The 17,180-nt window shown below is 59.5% G+C and carries 19 protein-coding genes, 1 tRNA gene and 1 other RNA gene; 12 read left to right on the top strand and 9 right to left on the bottom strand.

The genetic code is table 11. The features are described 5' to 3' along the window. Window positions 1-59 precede the first annotated feature (59 nt). From rplM to JWZ97_RS11255, 5 genes are all read left to right on the top strand, one after another. Window positions 60-488 carry a 50S ribosomal protein L13 gene (rplM, locus tag JWZ97_RS11275; protein ID WP_205429053.1) on the top strand — a complete coding sequence of 143 codons (429 nt, stop codon included), beginning with the start codon at window positions 60-62 and terminating at the stop codon, window positions 486-488. 20 nt (window positions 489-508) lie between these two features. Then, the gene (rpsI, locus tag JWZ97_RS11270) at window positions 509-901 is read left to right on the top strand and encodes a 30S ribosomal protein S9 (RefSeq protein WP_205429051.1); all 393 of its coding nucleotides are present in this window, start codon (window positions 509-511) and stop codon (window positions 899-901) included. A 44-nt stretch (window positions 902-945) separates the two neighbouring features. Then, window positions 946-1,019, top strand: a tRNA-Gln gene (locus JWZ97_RS11265). Between the two features lie 179 nt (window positions 1,020-1,198). Then, window positions 1,199-1,534, top strand: coding sequence for a DUF5710 domain-containing protein (locus tag JWZ97_RS11260; RefSeq protein ID WP_205429050.1), 336 nt, complete (start codon window positions 1,199-1,201; stop codon window positions 1,532-1,534). A gap of 474 nt (window positions 1,535-2,008) precedes the next feature. Next, window positions 2,009-3,217 (top strand): lytic transglycosylase domain-containing protein, encoded by a 1,209-nt coding sequence (locus JWZ97_RS11255; protein ID WP_240342323.1) that lies wholly within the window; start codon window positions 2,009-2,011, stop codon window positions 3,215-3,217. 113 nt (window positions 3,218-3,330) lie between these two features. Here JWZ97_RS11255 and JWZ97_RS11250 read toward each other — a convergent pair whose 3' ends face one another. The 4 genes from JWZ97_RS11250 to JWZ97_RS11235 form a co-directional block, all read right to left on the bottom strand. Then, window positions 3,331-3,822 (bottom strand): gluconokinase, encoded by a 492-nt coding sequence (locus JWZ97_RS11250; protein ID WP_240342322.1) that lies wholly within the window; start codon window positions 3,820-3,822, stop codon window positions 3,331-3,333. A gap of 174 nt (window positions 3,823-3,996) precedes the next feature. Then, complete coding sequence (locus JWZ97_RS11245; RefSeq protein ID WP_240342321.1) at window positions 3,997-4,791, bottom strand: MetQ/NlpA family ABC transporter substrate-binding protein; 795 nt, start codon at window positions 4,789-4,791, stop codon at window positions 3,997-3,999. 22 nt (window positions 4,792-4,813) lie between these two features. After that, window positions 4,814-5,476 (bottom strand): methionine ABC transporter permease, encoded by a 663-nt coding sequence (locus tag JWZ97_RS11240; protein WP_240342320.1) that lies wholly within the window; start codon window positions 5,474-5,476, stop codon window positions 4,814-4,816. After that, window positions 5,473-6,498: a methionine ABC transporter ATP-binding protein gene (locus JWZ97_RS11235; protein WP_205429046.1), complete on the bottom strand. Its 1,026-nt coding sequence runs from the start codon at window positions 6,496-6,498 to the stop codon at window positions 5,473-5,475. The genes JWZ97_RS11240 and JWZ97_RS11235 overlap by 4 nt, the downstream gene beginning before the upstream one ends. A gap of 146 nt (window positions 6,499-6,644) precedes the next feature. On the opposite strand from JWZ97_RS11235, the gene JWZ97_RS11230 reads away from it, so the two are divergent. Then, window positions 6,645-7,790: a PLP-dependent aspartate aminotransferase family protein gene (locus JWZ97_RS11230; protein WP_205429037.1), complete on the top strand. Its 1,146-nt coding sequence runs from the start codon at window positions 6,645-6,647 to the stop codon at window positions 7,788-7,790. A 79-nt stretch (window positions 7,791-7,869) separates the two neighbouring features. Here the strand turns inward: JWZ97_RS11230 and JWZ97_RS11225 are convergent, their stop codons facing one another. After that, on the bottom strand, window positions 7,870-9,171 hold the full coding sequence (locus tag JWZ97_RS11225; RefSeq protein ID WP_205429035.1) for a L,D-transpeptidase family protein: 1,302 nt from the start codon (window positions 9,169-9,171) through the stop codon (window positions 7,870-7,872). 226 nt (window positions 9,172-9,397) lie between these two features. On the opposite strand from JWZ97_RS11225, the gene JWZ97_RS11220 reads away from it, so the two are divergent. Both JWZ97_RS11220 and JWZ97_RS11215 read left to right on the top strand, forming a co-directional pair. After that, window positions 9,398-10,117 carry a hypothetical protein gene (locus tag JWZ97_RS11220; RefSeq protein ID WP_205429028.1) on the top strand — a complete coding sequence of 240 codons (720 nt, stop codon included), beginning with the start codon at window positions 9,398-9,400 and terminating at the stop codon, window positions 10,115-10,117. Between the two features lie 451 nt (window positions 10,118-10,568). Continuing rightward, window positions 10,569-11,987 (top strand): Fic family protein, encoded by a 1,419-nt coding sequence (locus JWZ97_RS11215; RefSeq protein ID WP_205429026.1) that lies wholly within the window; start codon window positions 10,569-10,571, stop codon window positions 11,985-11,987. A 503-nt stretch (window positions 11,988-12,490) separates the two neighbouring features. Here the strand turns inward: JWZ97_RS11215 and JWZ97_RS11210 are convergent. Both JWZ97_RS11210 and JWZ97_RS11205 read right to left on the bottom strand, forming a co-directional pair. Then, a complete protein-coding gene (locus JWZ97_RS11210) occupies window positions 12,491-12,835 on the bottom strand; it encodes a type II toxin-antitoxin system death-on-curing family toxin (RefSeq protein ID WP_240342319.1) in 345 nt (114 codons plus the stop codon). A gap of 14 nt (window positions 12,836-12,849) precedes the next feature. Beyond that, a complete protein-coding gene (locus JWZ97_RS11205; protein WP_205429017.1) occupies window positions 12,850-13,080 on the bottom strand; it encodes a hypothetical protein in 231 nt (76 codons plus the stop codon). A 228-nt stretch (window positions 13,081-13,308) separates the two neighbouring features. Between JWZ97_RS11205 and JWZ97_RS11200 the strand changes: the two genes are divergently transcribed. From JWZ97_RS11200 to JWZ97_RS11190, 3 genes are all read left to right on the top strand, one after another. After that, window positions 13,309-13,527: a DUF1778 domain-containing protein gene (locus tag JWZ97_RS11200; protein WP_240342318.1), complete on the top strand. Its 219-nt coding sequence runs from the start codon at window positions 13,309-13,311 to the stop codon at window positions 13,525-13,527. Next, window positions 13,524-13,988 carry a GNAT family N-acetyltransferase gene (locus JWZ97_RS11195; RefSeq protein WP_205429016.1) on the top strand — a complete coding sequence of 155 codons (465 nt, stop codon included), beginning with the start codon at window positions 13,524-13,526 and terminating at the stop codon, window positions 13,986-13,988. Before JWZ97_RS11200 ends, JWZ97_RS11195 begins: the two co-directional genes overlap by 4 nt. A 570-nt stretch (window positions 13,989-14,558) precedes the next feature. Continuing rightward, complete coding sequence (locus JWZ97_RS11190) at window positions 14,559-15,440, top strand: hypothetical protein (RefSeq protein WP_205429014.1); 882 nt, start codon at window positions 14,559-14,561, stop codon at window positions 15,438-15,440. Window positions 15,441-15,589: 149 nt separating this feature from the next. Here JWZ97_RS11190 and JWZ97_RS11185 read toward each other — a convergent pair whose 3' ends face one another. Next, a complete protein-coding gene (locus JWZ97_RS11185) occupies window positions 15,590-15,730 on the bottom strand; it encodes a hypothetical protein (RefSeq protein ID WP_205429013.1) in 141 nt (46 codons plus the stop codon). A 380-nt stretch (window positions 15,731-16,110) separates the two neighbouring features. Further along, window positions 16,111-16,469, bottom strand: a transfer-messenger RNA (tmRNA) gene (ssrA, locus tag JWZ97_RS11180). A 179-nt stretch (window positions 16,470-16,648) separates the two neighbouring features. On the opposite strand from ssrA, the gene JWZ97_RS11175 reads away from it, so the two are divergent. After that, window positions 16,649-17,176, top strand: a complete 528-nt coding sequence (locus JWZ97_RS11175; protein WP_205429011.1) for a transcriptional repressor — start codon at window positions 16,649-16,651, stop codon at window positions 17,174-17,176. Window positions 17,177-17,180 lie beyond the last annotated feature (4 nt).

The following is a 17,180-nucleotide window of genomic DNA, read 5'->3' as shown; positions in this document are numbered from 1 at the left end:
AGCCTCAGGTAATATGCGCCGCTTTATAGAAGAAAGCCAAATTTTGGAGCTCGAGCAGCATGAAAACCTTTAGCGCGAAGCCGGCCGAAGTAAAACGCGACTGGTATGTCATCGATGCCGATGGCAAGACGCTCGGTCGACTCTCCACCGAGATTGCGCGCCGTCTGCGCGGCAAGCACAAAGCGGAGTATACGCCGCATGTTGATACCGGCGATTACATCATCGTCATCAATGCAGAAAAAGTGCATGTGACGGGAAACAAGGAAAAAGACAAGATTTATTACAAGCACACCGGCTATATCGGTAACATGAAGTCGGTTGCTCTCGGCAAGCTGCGCCAGACTCACCCGGAACGCATCATCCAGACCGCCGTGAAGGGCATGCTGCCGAAGAATCCGCTGGGTCGCGCGATGTTCAAGAAGTTGAAGATCTACGCTGGCGCCGAGCACGGTCATCAGGCACAACAGCCGAAGTTGTTGGAAATCTAAACAGTTAAGTCAGGTCAACCATGGCACAAGCTCAGAATTACGGAACCGGTCGTCGCAAGAGTGCGATTGCACGGGTTTACGCCAAGTCCGGCACGGGTCTCATCACCGTCAACAACAAGGCGCTCGACGATTACTTCGGCAGAAAGACGGACCGCATGATCGTGCGTCAGCCGCTCGAAACCCTGGAGTTGGGCGACAAGATCGACGTGAACGTCAAGGTCGTTGGCGGTGGCCCGTCCGGTCAGGCTGGCGCGATACGCCATGGTTTGACCCGCGCCCTGATCGACCTCGACGAGACCCTGCGTCCCGCGCTGCGCAAGGCCGGCTACGTCACCCGCGACGCTCGCGAAGTGGAACGTAAGAAGGTCGGTCTGCACAAGGCGAGAAGACGCCCGCAGTTCTCCAAGCGTTAATCGTTTTCGGACGCTTCCTGCTCGGCGTCCGCTACACAGGCTATTGGGGGATCGTCTAGCGGCAGGACTATGGACTCTGACTCCATCAACCTAGGTTCGAATCCTAGTCCCCCAGCCAATACAAAAGGTTTACCTGCTTCGTGCAGGTAAACCTTTTTTTATGGTCGACGGATGCTTGTAAAAGCGTGCCGGCTTTCGTCTTGGCAACGAGCTTCCTTGTAGCCCCGTCATACGGCACATGCAATCCCCGGCGGATAACCGGGCTGTTTTTCCAGACTACCCCACATTCAAGCAGACATGAGCAACCAGAAACGATACTTGGACGTGCCTTATGCGGAGAAGGATCAGGCGAAGGCGCTTGGCGCGCGCTGGGATGCCGCGCGGAAGAAGTGGTACATCCCGAACGGGATCGAGAGCGCCCTGTTCCAGAGGTGGCAGCCTGCAGACGCGGGCGGTGAGGCCAACTCGCCCGGCGCCGTGAAAGGAAATGAAAAGTCGTCTTACGCGAGGGGCGGGCGCAAATCACCCCGGCCCGCCGCGGACGAGCATGGGGTCGTCACTCTCGCGACGATCGAACCAACGGATCCGAGTTTCGTGCCTTACTGCGGTGTAGACCCGCCTTGGGATTCGTAGACTTTGCCGTTATAGTCCGCAGCCACACCCCAGAAGGCCGATAATGCGGATATCACCCAATCGTTGGCGGTAGGGTGGACTACAATGCCCAGGCCGGCTCAGAATGAGCGCCGGGGATTCCGTAGATGTGCGGCCGATCGCGGCCTTGGCCGGTGGCCTGGAAACCGAGGCATTATCATGTCCAGCAGACTGCTCCAAGTTTTATTCACCGTGGTTCCACTTATCTTGATGGCCGCCTGTAGCACGAAACCCGTGGTCCATAAGACTAACGGGAGGTCACAGGCAACTCCGCCACGCGAGCCCATTGCTCCGTCCAACCCGATCCTGGCTTACCCCGACGATACACCGGAGCCGGCATACCACCCGTCGGAGGTGTTTCCCAGGCCCAGGGAGATCGAGCCCCAGGTGAAATTCTGGCGCAAGGTCTACGCCAGCTGGAGCCGGTCCCAAGTAGCCATTCATGACAAGCTTCACATGAATGTGATCTATGAGGTCGTGCAGTTGCCGGATGGGGTAGGCGAGAGCCTGACTCCCGAACAGAAGGAATACATCCAGTCGCGCCTCGATGGCTGGAAGCGCCGGTTGGGCGATTTGGAATATAAGCTAGCCTCGGGGGCGGCGTTGAACGGCGATGAACAAGGGCTGGTGGAGCAGGTGGGGCAGATCACCGGCGACCGCAATGCCATTTATGGCGCCAGTCAGCGCCTGCGCCAGCAGCGCGGACTCCGGGAACGGTTCAAGAAGGGGCTGGCCATCGGCAGTCGCTACGACCGCAAGTATCGGGAAATCTTCCGCAACGCCGGTTTGCCGGAGGACTTGGCGTATCTGCCCCACGTGGAGTCTTCGTTTCAGTTTAACGCGCATTCCTCGGCTGGCGCGTTGGGCGTCTGGCAATTCACCGCCGGGGCGGCCCGCATCTTCATGGACGGCGACGACAGCGCGGAGGCCCGGCTCGATCCTATCGCCTCGACGTATGGCGCCGCCCGCTACCTGAGCCATGCCTACCACAAACTGGGCAGTTGGCCGCTCGCCGTGACCTCGTACAATCACGGCATAGGCGGCATGCAAAGGGCCAAGAACCGCTTTGGCCACGACTTCCCGCGGATCGTCAAGGAATACGACCACCCGCAATTCGGCTTCGCCTCTCGCAACTATTACGCCGAATTTCTGGCGGCGCGGGAGATCGCCAGCGAGCCGCAGCGTTTTTTCCCGGAAGGTCTGAATTATGAGGGTGACGCTATCTGGACGGCCGACGCGTCAGCCAGAAAATCCGCGTTTAGCGCCGCATCCACGGTGCCACAACCTGTCCCCGCAACGCTGAAAGTCGCCAGCGCGGCCACGTCCGCGCCCGTTGTCCCAATCCTGGCGCCGAAGGCCGCATATCCACGGCAACTCGCCGGCGCGGCACGGGTTCAGCCGGTATCTTTCAAAGGCGTCAGTACGGTGAGGGCCGAACCGAAGAAAGCCGTCTTGGTGGAATACAGCAAGTCGCGGCCGTCCGTATCACCGAAAGCCCAGGCTCTTGCCGGCGCTCGGCGGGGAGAAACCCGTCCACAGCTTGTTCCCCGACAGGCAAACGCGCCCAAAAGCGCTGCCAAGAACCAAGCGCGAGCCGTTCCGGTCGGCTATGGCGAGGAGCGCCGCCCAGTACCGGCGACCAAGTACCCGCCGAAATCCCGCTGAGCCCTGCTCAGTCCGTTTACTGGCCCTTACAGGGTTCGGATAGCCCATGGCCTTCCGCACCCGATGCCGTCCTACCTCGGGCGCGGCTTCGGGCGGTAAATTCCGGCGATGGTCTAAAGTGCCCAGCGCTGCCGGATGGTAAGCACAATGTCGGCGGGATCGGTCGACGCCTCGATGATCATGCCTTCATCGGAATCGAGCGGTTCCAGGGCTGCGAATTGGCTTGCCATGAGTCCGACACCCGCGAAATGAGCCTGGCGAGTCGTGAGGCGCAAACGAATGATTTCGGGCGTTGTGCTTAACTGAACGAATACGACTCCCGGGCCCGCGGCCCTGAGCCGATCCCGATAGGACCGTTTCAGGGCGGAACAACTCGCCACGGCCGATTTTTCGCCGTGCAGGTATTCGGCAAACACGCGGGATAGTTCTACAAGCCAGGACTGACGATCGTAGTCGGTGAGAGGGACGCCCTTGCTCATCTTCTCGATATTGGCCGCAGGGTGTAAATCGTCGCCCTCGATATAAGGCCAGCTCAAGGCCTGCGCAAGCAAGCGCCCAACGGTGGTTTTCCCGGAGCCGGACACCCCCGACAGGACGGCGATCATGGGTCTTGAAGCCATCGGATGAAAGGGCCAGCCATCTGGCGCGGGCGATCGGCAAGTCCGTCGCTCGGAGGGAAACCCGACGCGGCCCGCCGGTTTCTTTTGAGTCGGGCATCCATCGGCCGACCGAGCGCGATGAGATAACGGCCGTCAGGGCGTTGCGGCATCGTTCATGGATCAGAACGCCGGCACCACCGCGCCCTGGTATTTGTCGGCGATGAATTGCTTCACTTCCGGCGAGGTCAGCGCCGCCGCCAGCTTCTTGATCGCCGGGCTGTCGACGTTATCGGTGCGCGCCACCAGCAGGTTGGCGTAAGGCGAGCGGGCGTCCTCGATGAACAGCGAGTCCTTGAGCGGATTCAGCTTGGCGGCTATCGCGTAATTGGTGTTGATCAGGGCAAGGTCGACCTGGTTCAGGATGCGCGGCAGCGTGGCGGCCTCCAGTTCGCGGAACTTCAGCTTCTTGGGGTTCGCCACGATGTCCTTGGTGGTCGCCGAGATGTTGTCGGCGCCCTTCAGCGTGATCAGGCCTTGTTTCGCCAGCAGCAGGAGCGCGCGGCCGGAGTTGGACGGGTCGTTCGGCAGCGCCACGGTGGCGCCGGCGGGAAGCTCGGCCAGACTCTTATGCTTGCTGGAATACGCGGCGAAAGGCTCGACATGGACCTTGGCCACCGCGACCTGGATGTCGTTTTTCTGTTTCTTCTTGAGTTCGTCCAGAAAGGGCTGGTGCAGGTAGTAGTTGCCGTCGACCCGCTTCTCGTTGGTCTGCACCGCCGGCTGCACATAGTCGGTGAACACCTTCACCTCCAGCGCCACGCCTTCTTTCGCCAGGATCGGCTTGACGAATTCGAGGATCTCGGCGTGCGGCACGGGCGTGGCGGCGATCACCAGCTTGTCGGCGGCCTGAGCGGCCGGAGCAAGCACGAGGGTGAACAGCGCGGCGATCAAAAACCTGCGTATCGGGGTGGACATGGAACGCTCCTGCGTTGGGTAATCAATGGCGGGTGAAATAAAGCACCAGGCGGTCGCCGGCGTACTGGATGAGTTGAACCAGCACCACCAGCAGGGCGACGGTGATCACCATCACCTCGGTCTGAAAGCGCTGATAGCCGAAACGGATGGCGAGATCGCCCAGGCCGCCGCCGCCGATCACGCCCGACATCGCTGCGTAAGACATCAGCGTGATCGCGGTCACGGTGGTGGCGGCGATCAGCCCCGGCAGCGCCTCGGGCAAGAGCGCGCCGAAAATGATGCGGTGGGTGCGTATGCCCATCGCCTGGCAGGCCTCGATGACGCCGCGGTCCACCTCGCGCAGCACGTTTTCCACCAAGCGGGCGAAAAACGGCGCCGTGCCGACGACCAGCGGCGGTATCGCGCCTTCGACGCCCAGCGAGGTGCCTATCAGGATCACCGTCACCGGTATCATCACGATCAGCAGGATCAGGAAAGGCACCGATCGCAGCACGTTGACGACGAATGACAGCGCCCGGTACACGCCGGGCCTGTCCAGCAACTGTTTGCTGGCGGTCAGGTAAAGCAGGATGCCCAGCGGCAGGCCGATCAGCACGGTGAATAGCAGGGAAACCCCGGTCATCACCAGCGTCTCCCAGGTCGCGGCACCGATGTCGGCCCAGTCGATGACGGACAGGTCGATCACAATAGAACCTCGCGGTGGATCTGCAAGCGGTCGAGTTCGGCGTATACCCGGCCGATTTCGTCCGTGCTGCCTTGCAGCTCCAGCAGTAGTTGGCCGAAAGGTACGTCCTTGATGGTCGACACCTCGCCCTGCAACAGGGTGATCCGTGCCGGCGTCGCCGCGGCGAGATGGCTCAGGATGGGCTGGTAAACGACGTCGCCGAGATAGGTCAGGCGCACCCGGGTACCGCGCGGTTTGTCACTCGGGTACGCTGGGAACGGGGCCGGCGTTGCCGCGATCAGTGGATCGCTCTGCGTCACCAGGCTGCGCGTCACGGGATGCCGCGGATGCAAAAACACCTCGGCGACCGTGCCGCACTCGACGATGCGCCCGGCCTCGATGACCGCGACCCGGTCGCACAGTGTGCGAATGACCTGCATCTCGTGGGTGATCAGCACGATGGTGAGGCCGAGCTGGCGGTTGATGTCGAGCAGCAGCTTGAGGATGGACTGTGTGGTTTCGGGATCGAGCGCGGAGGTCGCCTCGTCGCACAGCAGTAATTGCGGATGATTGGCCAGCGCACGCGCGATGCCCACGCGCTGCTTCTGTCCGCCCGACAATTGCGCCGGGTATTTCCCGCCCTGGTCGGCCAGCCCCACCAGGTCCAGCAGCTCGGCGACCCGCGCGGCGCGTTGCGCGGCGGTATGGCGCCCGGTGGCCTTCAGCGGCCAGGCTATGTTGTCGGCCACCGTCTTCGCGTTGAGCAGGTTGAAGTGCTGGAAGATCATGCCGGTACGCCGGCGCAGCGCATACAGCCGGTGGTGGTCGAACTGCGTGATGTCCTCGCCGGCTATCAACACGCGGCCGGCGCTCGGACGTTCGAGCAGGTTCAAGCTGCGGATCAGCGTGCTCTTGCCCGCACCGGAACGGCCGATGATGCCGAATATCTCGCCCTCGCCGATGTGCAGGTCGATTCCGTTCAGCGCGCAGATTTCACGCCCATCGACGCGATAGGTCTTGTGCAGGTTTTCGATGCGGATCACGACGGGAGCGCCCTACCCTGGGACTACAGACTATGGCTTCGAGTCTATCAATCCCGCGCACTCGACACCATCGTCGGCGTCTTGTTAGGCTCGCGGCGACGGGCGGCGGATCGCCCGACCTCTCACTCAACGCAGGAAACCGGATCATGCCGCACGACGAGCACTGTCACCCCGATACCCTGGCCGCCCGAGGCCTGGGCGACGCGGAGCCACCCTATTACGACATCGTGCCGCCGCTGCACCTCGCCTCCACGTTCGAGCGCGCCGCCGACGGCGGCTACCCCGGCGGGCGGGTTTATGCGCGCGACGCGAGCCCGGCCTACGACGCCGCCGAGGCCCTGCTGTGCCGGCTCGAGCAGGGCGCGGCGGCGGCGCTTTTCGCCTCGGGCATGGCCGCCGCAACGGCGGTGCTTCTGGCGCTCAGGCCCGGCGCGCGCGTAGTGGCTCCGCAGGCCATGTACTGGGCTTTGCGGCGCTGGCTGATCGAATTCAGTACGAACTGGCAGATCACGCTCGATTTCTACGCCGACGGCGACGAACTCGCCGAGCTACTGGGACGGCCGGCCGATCTGGTGTGGGTGGAGACGCCGGCCAATCCGACCTGGGAAATCACCGACATCGCCCGTGCCGCTGACCTCGCCCACGCGGCCGGGGCACGCCTGGTCGTCGACTCGACGGTGGCCACGCCGGTGTTCACCCGCCCGCTGAACCTGGGCGCCGACATCGTGATGCATTCCGCCACCAAGTATCTGAACGGCCACTCCGACGTCGTGGCCGGCGTGCTCGTGGCTCGGGTCGAAGATGAGTTATGGGCGAGGATCAAGTCCACGCGCGCCTCGGGCGGCGCGATCCTCGGCCCCTTCGAGGCCTGGCTGTTGAACCGCGGGCTGCGCACGCTGTTTCCGCGTGTGCGCGCCGCGGCCGATTCCGCCGCGTCCATCGCGGCCCATTTCGAGCATCATCCGGCGATCGCCGCCGTGCTCTACCCCGGCCTGCCTTCCCATCCCGGCCACGACATCGCCGCGCGCCAAATGGAGGGCGGCTACGGCGCCATGCTGTCGCTGCGCATACGCGGCGGCGAAGACGCCGCCAGAGCCGTGGCGGCGCGGGTCCGGCTCTTCAGGCGGGCGACCTCGCTCGGTTCGGTGGAAAGCCTGATCGAACACCGCGCCAGCGTCGAAGGTTCGGGAACCCGCTGCCCGGTCGACCTGCTGCGTGTCTCGGTCGGCATCGAGAATGTCCAGGATCTGATTAACGACCTGGAGCAGGCGCTGCGAGCTACAGCGGACTGAGTGGCTTTGCCCGTAATCCTGGTGTACGGCCGATAGCGGGTTCTAGAGTGTCGGCAGGCGCTGGAGGCAAGCGTCCGCTTCAGCGCGTGTCGCCCAGCTTCAGTGTAGTGTCCGGGGCGACGATTTTTCCTTTCATTTCCAGATCGACACGCAAGCGTTTGATGGCTTCGTTCGCGCTCTTGGCATCGTCGTAGGGGCCCGCCAGCACGTGTTGACGTGGGCCGTCGACCACGGCTTTCGCGGGTATGCGCGGACCCTGGTGGTTGAGCATGGCGGCCAAACGCTCGGCATCGCGCGCGTTTTCGGTTTCCTCGATTTTTACGTACCAGGCCGGGGTCTTGTCCGCCACGGGCTGCGGCTGTCCGACTAAACGAGCCGGGCGTTGCAGGGCTAGCGCTCCGGCCAGGGTCTGTTCCAGATTTTGCGAGCCGATGCGTATCGGTGTGGGCAAGCCGCGCGCCTGGGTGAGGGTGGCGTCGATCTTGGGCCAATCCAGTTTGATGCCCTGCTTTTTCTCGATCTGCTTGAGCTTGGCGTTCAGTTCTTTCACCAGGCGTTTGGCGTCGGCCTCCTCGAACGGTTCGTGGGCTTCCAGATAGGGTTCGCCGTCCAGCCAGCCGATCAGGTAAGGCTGGTTGACGATGCGGATCGGCGTTTTGACCGCGACGTCGCCATAGAGCTTTTCGATGTCTTCCGGATACAGCCGGAGGCAGCCGTTGCTGGCGCGAAAGCCGATGCTGTAGGGCTTGTTGGTGCCGTGGATGAGGTAGTTCGGCTTGTTGAGGTAGAAGGCATAGTCGCCCAGGGGATTGTCGGGGCCCGGAGACACGACGGCCGGCAGCGGATCGCCCTTGGCCTGATGATCCTTGCGGATCGACTCGGGCACATGCCAGGTCGGGTGTTCGGCCTTGCGGTCTATGGCCATCGCGCCGGTGGGTGTCGAGCGACCTTCCCGCCCTATGCCGACCGGGTAGGTCCGCAGTTCGCCGCTCTTGGTGTAGCGAAACAGCCGCATGGTGGCCAGGTTGATCACCACGCCTTTGCGCGGCGCGTCGGGCAGGATGAACTGCAGGGGCAAGACCGCGCGAGCATCGGGCTGCGGCAGCCAGACGTCGATGCCCGGATTGGCTTCGGCGATATGGCTGTGACCCAGGCCGTAATGTCGTGCGATGTCCAGCAAGGTATCGCCCTCCTGCACTGGCACCGTGGCCAAACGGCCCACGACGCTGTTTTCGGTATTCAGGCCGAAGTCATGGCTTTCGACCGTTTCCGGAGTTACCGGCACCGGCGCAGCTTGTTCGCGAACGACCGGTTGCCAGGAACAGGCGGCGAGCAAAGCTAGGGGAAGCAGGAGTGAGAGGCGAAAGGGAAATGAATACATCGTGGCCGAACCTGATATTTGGATAAGTTTGACTAAGCAAATGCCGGGCCACCCTCGGCCAGGTACCGAGTGGGCCTTATGGCATGCCCTATCAAGCTGCCTGCCGGCCGGCTTTCCGGTCCTCGTTAGACTCAGAGGCGCGGAGATTTGTCGGGAATAGCCAACAATCGCAGGGTACCGAAGCGAAAGCCGATGGCAACCGTCGTGGCACCGGAAACCATCCATCATGGCTGGAAAACAAAGGTCAGCCGCGCAGCGGGTAGACCGGGATACTTTCCATACCCCCCAGAAGGCGCAGGGCCGGGTGGGGCACCGAAGGGTGCAGGCTTTATTGCGTCCGCAGGTGACCTGCAAGGCCTCTGACAACCGAATAGTGTTTGTTCGTCGCAAAGCCATCGCAGATGCATATTTTTCGAGTGATGCTTACGACGACTATGGGCCAGAGGACTATGGTGGACAGCACCTTGATGTGCATCCCGACGAGAGATTCTGGAAGATCGTGGAGCATCTGGAGTGCCCAGAGTTTCTGGACGACGAGTTCAGCGAACAAGAAATCCAGACCGTACTCAAGAAGGTTTCCCTCGACGATGCAGTTCTAGACGAATTGATCGCGAATGGCCGCGTCAAGCCAGAAGATCGCACCAAATTACAGCAAGAAGCTAACGAAACAACGGAACTGTACGCTTCGAGAGCCCACGACATCACTTGGCAATTGCGGGGCAGCCGCAGTCGCCAAATTTCACTTATCGATAACAAGATTGTGTACGAGACTTTCTGCAACCTATCGATGGCTGACGAGCAAGAACTTCTTTACCTTGCCCCCGAGGGGTATCACCGCTCGATTTTTGTTTGCCTATCGGCATTGGACTTCATTGCTGTTCCAGCGCATAAGTACCGGGAAGGCGAACTTGAAAGCGCCGCTGACGAAGTGGGTGATACCGAGTAACGGGCAGGAGACGCGCCCGCCCTTTCTGCCTTGGTGGGCATAGTTGACTATGAACACAAGCTCATAAGTTGTTGATTGTAAAAGAGTGCCCACTGCGCCTACCCGCAGGCCAAACGGAGAAAAGAGACGGCTCTGGCCGAGAAAGTGGCCGATTCCGGGCATTTCGACAGGCGATCCCCGCAGCACTGAGGGCCAGAACCCCGCGCCACGCGGGGACTCCAGGCAAAAAGAAGGGCCCGGAGAATTTCCGAGCCCTTGTGTATGGTGGTCGGATCAGGGAACTGAACCCGAACCCATTCTCTCAACAGGATAGGAACGCTTCGGGCCGATGAGTAAGAATTCCGGCGTTTGGCCTTTTTGCGATTGTTGAAGTGTTCTGGCACGAATATTTTTTGCGCGCCAACTAAAGTGGCGCGATACTGCGGGTACGCGCCACAACAATACGCCTGATATGCCCAAGCTCGTTTCAGCACAGGATTTGGATCGACTCGTCGAACTGATCGGCCAGTACCCGGATGGCATTGGCATCGACAGGCTTTCACAGGCAATGGCTATGGTCATGTCCCGCCGCACTCTGCAGCGCCGCCTGGCCACACTGGTTGAGCAGATGCGGGTCAAGCTAGAAGGCGAGGGACGCGCGATAAAGTATCGGATTTCGCCAGTCAATGGCGTCTCGGTGATTGCCGAGGCAGCCGATATAGTCCAGGCCAACAGCGAGGTGTATGTTCCCACCTCACCAGAAGGCGCAGAGATCAGGGCGTACATCCGCCAGCCACGCCAGCAAAGACAGCCCGTCAGTTACAAAGTCGAGTTTCTGGAGCGGTATCACCCCAACCTGACCTACTATCTCCCGGAATCGTTGCGCGCCCAACTGCACCTGCTGGGGCGTTCCTCGGCAAGCCAACAGCGTGCCGGAACCTTCGCACGTGACATTTTGAACCGCCTGATGATTGATCTTTCATGGGCGTCCTCGCGTCTGGAAGGCAACACCTACAGTCGGCTCGATACCGAGCGACTGATCGAATTCGGCCAGGCCGCAGAAGGCAAGGATGCGCTCGAAACCCAGATGATCCTCAACCACAAAGCCGCGATCGAATATTTGGTCCGTGATACCGAACATGCCGGAGTCAATGCGGAAACCATCGTCGCGCTGCACGCATTCCTTTCCGATGGCTTGCTGCCTGACCCGCTGGCTTGTGGCCGCATTCGCAACCATCCGGTGGATATCGGCGGCAGCGTCTATCTGCCGATCGCTATGCCGCAGCGGCTGGAAGAGTTATTTGGCATCGTGGTCATTATGGCGTCGGAAATTCGCGATCCCTTCGAACAGGCTTTTTTCCTGATGGTGCATCTCCCTTACCTGCAACCGTTCGAGGATGTGAACAAACGAGTCTCGCGCCTGGCCGCCAATATTCCTTTCATTCGCCACAATCTCTGTCCGCTTTCCTTCATTGATGTGCCGCAGCAAGCCTACGTCGATGGCGTTCTGGGCGTGTATGAACTTACTCGCATCGAGTTGCTGCGCGATGTGTTCGTGTGGGCTTATGAACGGTCTTGCCAGCAGTACGTTGCCGTGCAACAGCATCTGGTGCCGCCGGACACCTTCCGTTTGCGTTATCGCAATTCATTGACGGAGGCCGTCGTTGCCGTTGTGCGCGGGGGAATGCCGGTCAGCGAAGGGTCGATCCGGACCACTATTCCCGCCACTGTTGCGGAGAACGACCGAGAGCGTTTCGTCGAACTGGTCTTGACGGAGTTCAAAGGTCTGCACGCGGGCAACGCTATTCGTTTCGGTTTGCGGCCTCTGGAATATGCGCAGTGGCAGGAAGGGACTAGGCAAGAAGGAAGTACTGAAAGCTTAGGTGGGTGACGTCATCGTGAGCAAGGGGGGCGTGTTTAAAGGCACCCCGAGCGATCATGGACAAATCGGAATTTGAATCACCTGGATTTTACCTGTGCCATATGGGTGTCATTACTCAGTATTGCCATGCTCACAGCGAAGCGCCTTGAGTCTCGGCCTATAGGTTTTTAAAAACGGCTTCGATACCTGCCGATTATTTTTCGACCACCCTCTCTCGAAGCCACGGCTCCAGGTGGGCAATGCTGGAAAACAAAGGTCAGCCGCGCAGCGGGTAGACCGGGATGTTTTCCATGCCCCCCAGAAGGCCCAGGGCCGGGCGGGGCACCGCAGGGCGCAGGCTTTATTGCGTCCGTAGGTGACCTGCAAGGCATCCCGAACAGGCCGTAGAGTCATCTCGGAGCGATGCGGAGGCGACGGCTCTAAGGTCGCTGGAGCGAGTCGACGGGGGACGGCTGGGGCGCCGAAGGCAATAACCGTCCCGCAAGTGCGGCCGTGCGGCGTAGGGAACGCCGTTAGGCACAGCACGTCGTGGGACACGCTGCATCGAAAGTCCCGGTTTCAAACATCCTCATCATATCGGCGTAAATAGCCATCGGTGCGTGGTTAATGCGATAACCGTTGATGCGTAGGAATATATCGGTAGCGGCGAAGGCTATCCGCTTGTTGCCGTCGACGAAGGGATGATTGATGGCCAGGCTTTCCAGCAGTGTGGCCGCCTCGGCGACAATATCGTCGTAGTAACCCGTTTGTGGGCGAAACAATGCGGCCTCAAGTGTGCCGGGGTCACGGATGCCTGATGCTCCACCGTATCGCTGCACCAGGTGGGAATGCATCGCCAGCACATCAGCGACGGTCAAATAATCCCGCTCCGTCACTTCGCGAGTTCCCGGTACAGGCTATCGAACTCCTCCAAGCTTTGCGCGAAGGCGTCCACGACCTGGCGACGAGGCCGGCCGTTTTCCTTGCGTTCGATGTACTCCCGCAAGGCTTCATCAAGCACGGCCTGAAACTCCCTCCCCTCCACCTCGGCAATCCGTCTAAGTGCAGCAAGTACCTCAGGCGAGGCTTGGAAAGAAAACTTTTCGCTGACAGCGGCAGCCATAGAGCTTCTCCATCATGATAGTTCTGGATGTTTCATGTTATCAGAGCCACGGCAAAAGCTCGGTCGCCTTTCTAACGCCGAACCTGGTATTCAACTGGACGATGTGCGCCTCGCGTACTAACATCGCCGAAGCAGTGCTTATGCAAGGAGGGCCGCCATGACTGCCGCCACCACATCCACCACACGTTCCGCCCCCTGGGGTTGCGCGCCACACCCGAGCAGTAAGCCGTGTTACGTCGCGCCGCCGAAGTAGCTCACAAATCGCTTACCGACTTCGTTCTGGATGCTGCCTGCCAAGCCGCCGAACAGACTTTGCTCGACCAGCGTCTTTTCATAGTTTCCGGCAGCCAATACCAGAGCCGGATGGAGATGCTGGAGCGCCCCGAGTCCGACAACGCCAGCTTGGCCGACCTGTTCGCCCGGCGCCCGCCCTGGGCTGATAAGTGAATCTGACGGAACCCGCACCGCTCGATTCGACACACGTTCTGGAAGGCTTTGACTGCAGCAAGCCCACATTAAACGGCTGGCTGTTGCGGCAGGCGCAGGCAGGCGGCTCGGCCAAGACTTTCGTGGTTTGCGAGGATAACCGAGTCGTCGGCTACTTCAGCCTGACGGTGGGTCAGGTCGACACCTTCGAAGTTCCCGAGCGCATCCGCAAGGGTATGGGGCAATACCCCATTCCTGTGGTCATCCTTGCACGCTTGGCGGTAGATCGCGCTTACCAGGGGCGGAGTATCGGCGTAGGTATGTTGCAGGATGCCATTCGCCGCACACTCATGATTGCCGAGCAGGCCGGCATCTGCGCGCTGCTCACTCACCCCATCGACGCCGAGACGGAAGCGTTCTACCAACGTTTCGGTTTTGTCGCGTCGCCCTTGCGCGAGCGGCAAATGCTCTTGCTACTCTAGGATGCGCGGCGGTTCTTGTAGGCGGTAGCACGTCGGCATGAGCCTGTTGATGGGTAAAAAAGCTCTGTAGAATGGCTAACAGCCTGTATCCAAAGCCCCCAGTTACCGGGGGATGCTTAGTTCCGTGCTAGATACAATCTGGATAGCACGGTGGATATAGATTCTATTTAGTATGTTAAGTGCGGGAACAAGTAAATGTTACGGGAGGAGCAAGCGGCCGAGTTGCTTAGACGCTGTGAGTCTATTGTTGGATATCGGCTGGATCAGGTTCGAGGAAACCTCAGAAATTCCGAAACAAGAACTGCTGCTGTTTGGGAGCTAATTGTTCTCGAAGAGGTTTCCAGAATCGGCAAGGTCGAATACGAACCCGAAGAGGGCGCGAGTCCAGACATTCGCCTTACTCTTTCGAGTGGTAAGACAATTTAGATCGAGGTTGCCTTTCTGTACCCACGGTTTTGGAGGGAGGAGCGTCAATCACGCGCAGTTGCTGAATGGATTACACAGGAGGCAATTCGTCGCGAAATTTCTCCGTTCAAGGTGTCGTGCCAATTCGATGGAGACAGAACGAACATGGCCGGGCCAGTGCGTTCTCTTCCCGGATTACATCAAAAAAAACAATTCCTGGCAGGTTACGACGTTTCCGTGTTCTTCGAATATATCGCGCGGGAACCTGATTCACCTTTACACATCAAGCATTCTACGTATTCTATCGATTTTTCGTATTTACCGAACCGATCTGGACCGTATTTATCGACTGGAGGCGGTTTGGTTCAAGAGGCTCCGAAAGATGTTAAGCAACACGCTTTATATCGAGTACTTCGGGCAAAATCAAAGCAGCACGATGTCACCGGTGTGAGATTGATCTGCGTAGGAAGCGATCAAAGTCCGGCACTGTCAACACTGGTCGGTCCGGGAAATCCGACCATTGAAAATGCGGTATTTGCGGCCTTTCAAACCACGCGTAGTATTTCGGGTGCAATTGTTTTGCGCATCGAGGACACAAATAACATATTCGGAAGATTTGAACGTGTGGCAAGAGGTGGCATATACGTAAATTCCAAGGCTAGGGTGCCTCTGGTTGACGACGATCTGGCTACTATTGGCAAGCTTAACTTCAATCGATGGAGGTATTTCTTCCGAATGGACAAGGTCGAGCCAAATAAGAATGAAGTATTCAGGCGCGTTACGGGTGAGCTCATAATGTCAACCAAAGCTTCTGGTATAGTCCTAGAGGTTCCAGCCAACCTGTTGATAGATTCTTTGGCTGGCAAGACAAGCCTTCAAAACGAGTACGGAGATGGAAAGGATGATTGGATGCTCAGATGCCTTTACGAAGGGTGGGTGGTTAGATCATGTTCGTTCAAAAATGGAGACATAGAAAAGGGGGAGGCGCCAAAGGTTGTCCTCGAACTAGAACCGCCACCCGAGGCTGTGTATTGGCCAAGGCCGTAAGGTGTAATGGGAAACGGGATCACGACTCGGATATCCACATAGGCTTGTTCGACAAGACAAGTATTTATAGCCGGTCGAATTTTGGCGGATCTACCTGCCTTTTTCCAAGATCGCCGGGTGCGGGAATCGGGGAACATGATCCCATTGAGCTACCGGTACAGGCTGCTGGGGTTCAGGCGCCAAGCAGTCTGCGCGCCAATACCGCGCATGTCACGCCGGCCGTCGGCGATCAGGTAGATGATGACCTGATCGCCCACTACGCGGTAGATCACACGGTAAGGTTTGAACAAGGCCGTAAGGCGGAACCGGCTCTATCGGGTTCCGCCGAATGAGAAACGGGATCACGACTCGGATATCCGCATAGGCTTGTTCGATAAGCCAAGCACTTATACCCGGTCGAATTTTGGTGGCTCGCGCTGCTCGGCAAGGCGCGTCAGCACTTCGGCGGCGTTGGTCTTGACGTAGCTGATCGGTTTGACTTGAGACGAGTAACGCATGGTCGTGCTCCAGAGGTTCAAGCAAGATTACGTTTGGTCTTTTTTTAGTCTCGTCGCAAGACACACCGAAGCCGATCTAACAGCCGACGAAAGCCCACTCGAGACAAACCGATATTTGGCCGGAACTCAGCCAAGAAAAAAGCCCAACCATGGCGGGTTGGGCTTTGTTTTGATGGTGGAGGCGGCGGGGATTGAACCCGCGTCCGCAAATCCTCTGCCGTTGGCTCTACATGCGTATCCGACTCTATTGATTTAACCGTACACTGCCCGAGCGGCAGGGAAGACATACGGCGGTTCCGGTGTTGTTTAGCGCTTTGGCCCCGGACGAGCCTCTGCGCGAGCTTACAATTGGGTTACCCCCGGTACCGGTCGCCTATAAGCGGGCTACCGGCCGAAGGCTAGCTGACTTAAGCAGCTAGAGCGTAGTTGTCGTCGTTGGCAACTATGTTGTTTGCAGATGGTTTTACGAGGTCCTCTGCACCTCGGCATGCACCTCGGGTTTCGCGATCCACGTCGAAGCCATGTCGCCCCCTCAGTTGACATAATTCTACCAGAATTTCATACGGGGGATGCTAAGAATTTTCGCAGCACCTCCGCTTCCGAGGTGGCGGAGTCCTTCTGGGTGGACCGTGAAACCAGCCGCGACGCCCTTGGTACGCGGGCGATATCGATGTTACAGTGTTTCATCATCTGTAAAGCGCTCGATCGGGCATGTCCAAATTCGAAGCCCAGCCAACGGCGGATGGCACTCCCTTTTCAGGGAGTGAGGCCGCCACCGCTAACCCGCACAACCATGCCGGCTGCATAGAGAGGGCGTTAGATATCGCCGAGCGCCTTTGCGGCCTAAGAGGCGTGCGCCTGACGCCGATACGGCGGAAGGTGCTCGAGCTGATCTGGGAAAGTCACCGCGCGGTCAAGGCCTACGACCTTCTGGACAAAATCCGCCCTTTCGAGTGCGCCGCCAAGCCGGTGACCGTGTATCGTGCCCTGGAATTCCTGATCGAACAGGGATTGGTCCACCGCGTCGAAAGTCTCAACGCATTCGTCGGTTGCGTTTCCTCGGAAAGCGAGCATGAGTTGTTGCTGCTGATTTGCGAGCGTTGTCATGAGGTCGAGGAGCGGCCCGCCAAGGTCGTAATGGCTGCCCTGGCGGTCGAAATTCGGGAGGCCGGTTTCCAGGCGCATCGCAAGGCCGTGGAAATTCACGGCTTGTGCGCACATTGCGCGGCGTCAGATTGATTTC

The sequence above is a fragment of the Methylococcus sp. EFPC2 genome (genome assembly GCF_016925495.1).
Lineage (GTDB): Bacteria > Pseudomonadota > Gammaproteobacteria > Methylococcales > Methylococcaceae > EFPC2.
This window is presented reverse-complemented; position numbering and strand designations above follow the sequence as displayed.